This window comes from Bacillus sp. LR--39, from assembly GCF_053613335.1.
This window is the reverse complement of sequence record NZ_JBSIOT010000293.1, coordinates 1-1,120: the sequence shown is the minus strand read 5'-3', so window position 1 is coordinate 1,120 and position 1,120 is coordinate 1. Positions and strand designations below refer to the sequence as shown.

The 1,120-nt window shown below is 41.1% G+C and carries 1 pseudogene; it reads left to right on the top strand.

Annotated elements, in window-relative coordinates:
* Window positions 1-251: 251 nt before the first annotated feature.
* Window positions 252-1,120 (top strand): annotated as a pseudogene (locus ACWHAR_RS22625) (T7SS effector LXG polymorphic toxin); the annotation flags it as partial.

Sequence of the window (1,120 nt, the reverse complement as noted above, 5' to 3'; positions counted from 1 at the left end):
GATGGGGTTATAAAGCAGGTTTTTAATAAAATAAGAAATGAAAGAAATTATAACAGTAATAATGAAGTTATGAGAGATATTATATTTGAAGGAATTAATAGTATTGTTAAAAAATCTTAAGGCATTATTAAAAACAAATAAACGCTTCGAGTTGGTTTGATTTTCTACCTTGATTGGCACTGAAGCCTTTCAAGGTTTTTTTATTAGTTTGTTGTCCACTGTTTTATATAGCGTAAATAAGTATAGGCTTTGAACGCGTCACAGTCGGCACCATGGCAGCCGTGGGATTTATACCAGTCGTCGGCTGGGCAGGCCGCGCCTTCAAAGGCGGAAAAGCCATCTACAAAACCGGAAAAGCTGCTATCGCGGCTGAACACGCTTTAGACGCCTACAAAACAGGCAAATCCTTAGACATTCTCAAAATGACAGAAATGGGCGCATACGGCCTTGTTGCGTCAAACGGATTCTCAGAAGCCGTCACGGGACGGGATATGTTCGGAAACAAAGTGTCTGAGGAGAAGCGGAAGCAGGGGGCGCTGGAAGCTGTGCTGAGTTTGGTTGGAGCCGGTGCACTGGCGAAACATATTGATAAAGGCATCCCGCTTGCAACCCATTCAAAAGTCCAAAAAGCAAACAAAACACTAGAGAAAGTAAAACAATTCAAAGTCCCAACAAACGTCCGCGTGTACGCAGAACGCCCTGTAACTCCGGATGGCTTCACATTCGGAATCCAGACAGTACGTGTCGATGTGGAAAAGACGGCTGTTAAGGATCTTGGGATTGTGAAGATGGTTAGTGATGGCGGTCGTAAGGGAAGCTCTCATAGTCCTAACATTTCTAAAAATCACGATAAAGTAGCGCACGATGGATATTATGGTCGTAAAGAATTTAGAACGATGCTTAATAATGCTTCGTTTACTCCGCATGGCCATAAACATGTTAAGGCTAAAACACCTGAAGAAGCAAAACGTTTTAGTATGACAGGTAAAAAAGCTGCTCAGTACTTACCAGATGTGAATAACAAAGCTTTAGAAAAAGAGGCACTTCTAAAAGGTCATATTATTGATAATGGAAATAACAACCATTATTTCATTTATGATGCAGGAAAAACAGTCGGTTA